This window comes from Streptomyces prasinopilosus (assembly GCF_001419695.1).
Taxonomy (GTDB): domain Bacteria; phylum Actinomycetota; class Actinomycetes; order Streptomycetales; family Streptomycetaceae; genus Streptomyces; species Streptomyces prasinopilosus.
Genome location: NZ_LIRG01000088.1, coordinates 1 through 4,468, shown reverse-complemented (window position 1 = coordinate 4,468; position 4,468 = coordinate 1). Strand labels below are relative to the sequence as shown.

The window sequence follows — 4,468 nt, the reverse complement described above, 5'->3', positions numbered from 1 at the left end:
CCGGCCCGTGCTCCGCGGCCGGGCCCGCGGCGGGGGCGGCGTCCACCGGCCGCGGAGCACGGGCCGGGACGGGCACGGCGGCGGGTGCCCCCGCCGCCCCCGGCGCACCGGACCCGTCCGGCAGGCCGGACGTACCCGGCGCGGGATACTTCGCCGCCCAGCCCTTCAGGAGCCGCTGGTACGCCTCCAGACGGGGCGGTTTGGGCTCGGAGCGGCCGTTCTCCCAGTTCTTGACGCTCTGCGTCGACGTCTTCAGCGCGGCCGCGAGGCGGGCCTGCGTGATGCCGGCGGCCTCGCGCAGGCGGGCGCGCTCCGCCGGGGACGGGAGCTGGGGCTCCTCCTCCAGCAGCGCGTCGACCGACGCGAACAGCTCTTCCTCGGTGGCCATGGCGGTCTCCTTCCGCGCCTCGACCCTAGCGGACCTTACCCTCCCGTTTAACCCGTCCCTGTAACCCGTTCGAGTACCGGGGGAGGGTGCCTCAGGGGCCTCCGGCCGAGGCGCCGGCACGGACCGGAAGGGGGCGGTCGCACAGGACGGAGAGACAGGGCGGCGGCACGGCGCGGAGCCCCTCACGGGCCGCCCGCCGGACGATCCTCCCCACCTCTTCGATCTTGCTTCGCAGATCGTTCTGTTGGAGGCTGAGGCATGCAGAATCTGCCGACATTCGTTTTAATCCACGGGGCTTTCGCGAACTCGTTCTCCTTCGCGCCGCTGCAGGCGGAGCTGGCCCTGCTGGGGCACCGCTCGGCCGCGGTCGACCTGCCGGGGCACGGGTTCGAGGCGACCTTCCCCGTCTCCTACCAGGCGCCCCAGGACCTCGGTGCCCTCGCCGTGGAACCGGGGGGCATCAAGGGAGTCACGCTCGCGGACAACGCCGCCCGCGTGATCGAGGTCCTGGAGCGGGCCAAACGGAACGGGCCCACCGTCCTCGTCGCCCACAGCAGGGGCGGTGTCACGGCCACCGCCGTCGCCAACGCCCGGCCCGAGCTGATCGACCGGATCGTCTACGTCTCGGCCTGGTGTCCCGTCGACCTGGAGGTCGGCGGCTACTACGCCCAGCCGGAGATGGCGGACGCCGACCCGGGAGCCCTCGCCGCCGCGTTCGTCGGGAACCCGGCCGAGACCGGTCTGCTCCGGGTCAACTTCCGCACCGCCGACCCGGTGGCACTCGCCGCGTTCAAGCGGGCGTTCGCCGCCGACCTCACCGATGACGAGTTCCGCACCTTCCTGAGCACCTTCCAGCCCGACGAGAACCTCGACGCCGGTACGGACGCCGACCGCGCGCAGGCCGCGACCTGGGGCCGGATCCCCCGGACCTACGTGCGCCTGACCGCCGACGCGAGCGTTCCGCTCGCCGTGCAGGACCGCATGATCCGCGAGGCCGACGCGCTCACCCCCGACAACCCCTTCGACGTCCGGACGCTGGAGGGGAGCCACCTGCACTGGCTCGTCCACCCGAAGCCCGCCGCCGAACTGCTCGCAGGCCTCGCGGCGCGCTGACGCCCCACCGGGCAGGCGGCGGCACCGCGCCCGGCCCACCCGGACCGGGGGATCCCGCCGGGTCCGGGGATCCTGTCGGGCTCGGGTGGGCCGTCGGGCCCGGGTGTGCCGCCGGGCCGGCCCACCCGGGGAACGCCGGCACACCCGGTGGACCCCCGCGGTGCGCACCCCGGAGCCGGCCGCCCGCCGCGGAGCGGGGCGGGAGGGGCCCTCCCGTCCCGCTCGGCCGGCGAGGACCGCGGGTCAGCCGCCGTCGAGCGCCCGCCGCACCCCCGGCTCCCTCGGGCCGAGGAAGTGGGGGTCCGGACGGAAGGCCGCGTCCAGGGCCGCCTTGCCCGCGGCGAGGATCTCCCGGGTGCCGCCGTAGTACCAGGTCAGGTCGTGCCGGTCGTCGACACCGACGCCGTACGGGGAGACGCCGGCCGCCCGGCACAAGGCCACCGCGCGCCGGATGTGGAAGCCCTGGCTGATCAGCACGGCCCGGTCCACACCGAAGATCCTCTTCGCGCGCACGCAGGAGTCCCAGGTGTCGAACCCCGCGTAGTCGCTGACGATCCGCGCGTCGGGCACGCCGTGCCGGGTCAGGTAGGCGCGCATCGCGTCCGGCTCGTCGTAGTCCTCGCGGCTGTTGTCGCCGGTGACCAGGACCACCTCGATCCGGCCCGCCCGGTACAGCTCGGCCGCCGCGTCCAGCCGGTGCGCGAGGTACGGCGACGGCTCCCCGTCCCACAGGCCCGCGCCGAAGACCACGGCGACCTCGGTGCGGGGCACGTCGGCGGTGGTGTGCAGCCGTCCGTCCGCCGCCAGGCGCAGCCACGTCGCGGGCAGCAGCGCCAGGACGCACACCGTCATCCCCGCCTGCACCAGCCGCCGCCGGCCGGTCCGGGTGCGGGGCGGGCGCGGAAGACGGGGCGGACGCGGCCGGCGGAGCCGCCGGGCCCCGCCCGCCCTCGCGCGGCGCAACAGGTGAAGCATGGACGGGCACCCTCCCCGGTCGGTCCTCGACGTCGAAGACGCCCCCGCGCGCCCTCCGGTTCAGCCACGCCCTGTGATCAGCGGCACGGTACGCGGCGGGGCGGGCGGGACACGGCGGAGCGGTGTACGGGAGGACGGTGCACGACGGGACGGAGCCACGGCTCCGCGGTCCGCGGTCCGCGGTCCGCGGTCCGCGGTCCGCGGTCCGGGAACGGCCTCACAGCACGCGGGGCCGCGCCGTGAACCGCCGGAAAACGCCCGTCACCCCCCGCGCAACGGGGAGGCAACCTGCCCCGGCGACGATCGGGGGCATGACGCCGCACCCCACGACCCCGACCCCGCCCGGCAGCCGCCCGCCCGGTCCCGGGGCGCCCGGCGGGAGCGGCCGGGACCGCCCGCTGCCGCCCCCGGCCCTCGTCGTGGTGGCCCACGGCAGCCGGGACCCGCGCGCGCGGAGCACCGTACGGGCACTCCTGGACCGCGTCCGTACGCTCCGCCCCGGCCTGCCGGTGCACCTCGGGCACATCGAGCTGAACGAGCCGCTGCTGGCCGACACCCTGGCCGGCCTGCACGCGCGGGGGACCGGCCGCGCCGTGCTGGTACCGCTGCTGTTCGGCCGCGGCCACCACGTCAAGCGGGACATCCCCCGGGCGGCCGCCGCGTCGCCGCTGCACACGCGCGTGGCCGCCCCGCTCGGCCCGCACCCGCTGCTCGCGGAGGCGCTGCACGTGCGGCTGTCCGAGGCCGGGCTGGCGCGCGCCGACCGCGCCCGTCTGTTCACCGTGGCGACCGCCGCGGACGGCATCGTTCTCGCCTCCGTGGGCGGTGACGAGGCCGTGCAGGCGGCCGGGATCACCGGCATGCTGCTGGCCGCGCGCCTGGCCGTCCCGGTGATGGCGGCGGCCCTGGACGAGGAGGGCTCGATCGCGACGGTGGCCGAGCAGCTGCGCGCCGCCGGTTCGCAGCAGCTGGCGCTCGCGCCGTACCTGATCGGCCCCGAGATCGACGCGAGCCTGGTCGAGGAGGCCGCGAGGGAGGTGGGCTGCTCCGCCGCCGAGGCGCTGGGCGCCTATCCGGCGATCGGCAAGCTCGCCCTGGCGAAGTACACCTCCGCGCTGGGCATCAGCCCGCAGCAGGCGCAGGGCACTCCCGCGGGCTGACCCCGGGCGGGCTCATCCGCTCCACGACGCAGGCGCCGAACAGGCCCGCCCCGGCCACCGGGGCGGGCCTTTCGGCGTGTGCGGCCGGGGGGACCGCTCAGCCGAAGACCACGCACGACGCCGCCGTCACCGGGACCGAACCGCGGCGCCGGGGCATTCCGGTGTCGGGGTCCACCGCGAACCAGGTCACGTCCCCGGAGCGCTCGTTCGCCACGTACAGGAACCCGTGGGACTCGGTGAGCGCGCGGGGCCAGTGGCCGCCGCAGGGGACGGTGGCGGTCAGCCGCAGCCCGGCCGCCCCGTCCGTCCCGACCGCTCCGTCGATCCCGGACGTCCCGCCGCTTCCGGCCGGGCGGACCGGGTGGTCCGCGTGCTCCGGGCGGTCCGCGCCCCGCTCGACCGCGAACACCGACAGGACGTCCTCCCCGCGGGTCGCGGTCCACACGAAACGGCCGTCGGGCGAGACGGCGACGCCCGACGGATAGGCGTCGCCGGACGGGACACCGGGCAGGACGGGGATCTCGGCGAGCGGCCGCAGCGCGCCCTCGGCGGCGTCCCAGTGGCAGACGGTCAGGGTGGGGCTGCGTTCGTTGAGGAGGTAGGCACGCGTGCCGTCGGGGTGGAAGGCCAGGTGACGGGGGCCCGAGCCGGGGCGCAGGGCCACCTCGCGGTGGCACGCGGGAGCCCCGCCGTCCAGGGTGTAGACCCGCACCGAGTCCGTGCCGAGGTCGACGCCGACCGCCCAGCGTCCGCTCGGGTCGGGCTGCACACCCATCAGGTGCAGCCCGACCCGAGCGGACGCTGGGCGGTCGGCGTCGACCTCGGCACGGAC

General features: G+C 76.6%; 5 protein-coding genes. 2 read left to right on the top strand and 3 right to left on the bottom strand.

Annotated elements, in window-relative coordinates; genetic code table 11:
* Positions 1–388 (bottom strand): helix-turn-helix domain-containing protein (locus AOK18_RS33980; protein ID WP_240503068.1); only part of this gene is annotated, 388 nt, incomplete at its 3' end.
* Between the two features lie 258 nt (positions 389–646).
* Between AOK18_RS33980 and AOK18_RS05265 the strand changes: the two genes are divergently transcribed.
* Positions 647–1,501, top strand: coding sequence for an alpha/beta fold hydrolase (locus AOK18_RS05265; RefSeq protein ID WP_055693540.1), 855 nt, complete (start codon positions 647–649; stop codon positions 1,499–1,501).
* A gap of 243 nt (positions 1,502–1,744) precedes the next feature.
* Here the strand turns inward: AOK18_RS05265 and AOK18_RS05260 are convergent, their stop codons facing one another.
* Positions 1,745–2,353, bottom strand: coding sequence for a SanA/YdcF family protein (locus AOK18_RS05260; RefSeq protein ID WP_240503067.1), 609 nt, complete (start codon positions 2,351–2,353; stop codon positions 1,745–1,747).
* A gap of 434 nt (positions 2,354–2,787) precedes the next feature.
* On the opposite strand from AOK18_RS05260, the gene AOK18_RS05255 reads away from it, so the two are divergent.
* A complete protein-coding gene (locus tag AOK18_RS05255; protein ID WP_079104855.1) occupies positions 2,788–3,636 on the top strand; it encodes a sirohydrochlorin chelatase in 849 nt (282 codons plus the stop codon).
* Between the two features lie 97 nt (positions 3,637–3,733).
* Here the strand turns inward: AOK18_RS05255 and AOK18_RS05250 are convergent.
* Positions 3,734–4,468: lactonase family protein (locus AOK18_RS05250; RefSeq protein ID WP_157865036.1), on the bottom strand; the 735-nt coding region annotated here is incomplete at its 5' end.

Coding starts and splice junctions, on each gene's coding strand:
- AOK18_RS05265 (WP_055693540.1), top strand. CDS start 647: ATGCAGAATCTGCCGACATTCGTTTTAATCCACGGGGCTTTCGCGAAC.
- AOK18_RS05260 (WP_240503067.1), bottom strand. CDS start 2,353: ATGACGGTGTGCGTCCTGGCGCTGCTGCCCGCGACGTGGCTGCGCCTG.
- AOK18_RS05255 (WP_079104855.1), top strand. CDS start 2,788: ATGACGCCGCACCCCACGACCCCGACCCCGCCCGGCAGCCGCCCGCCC.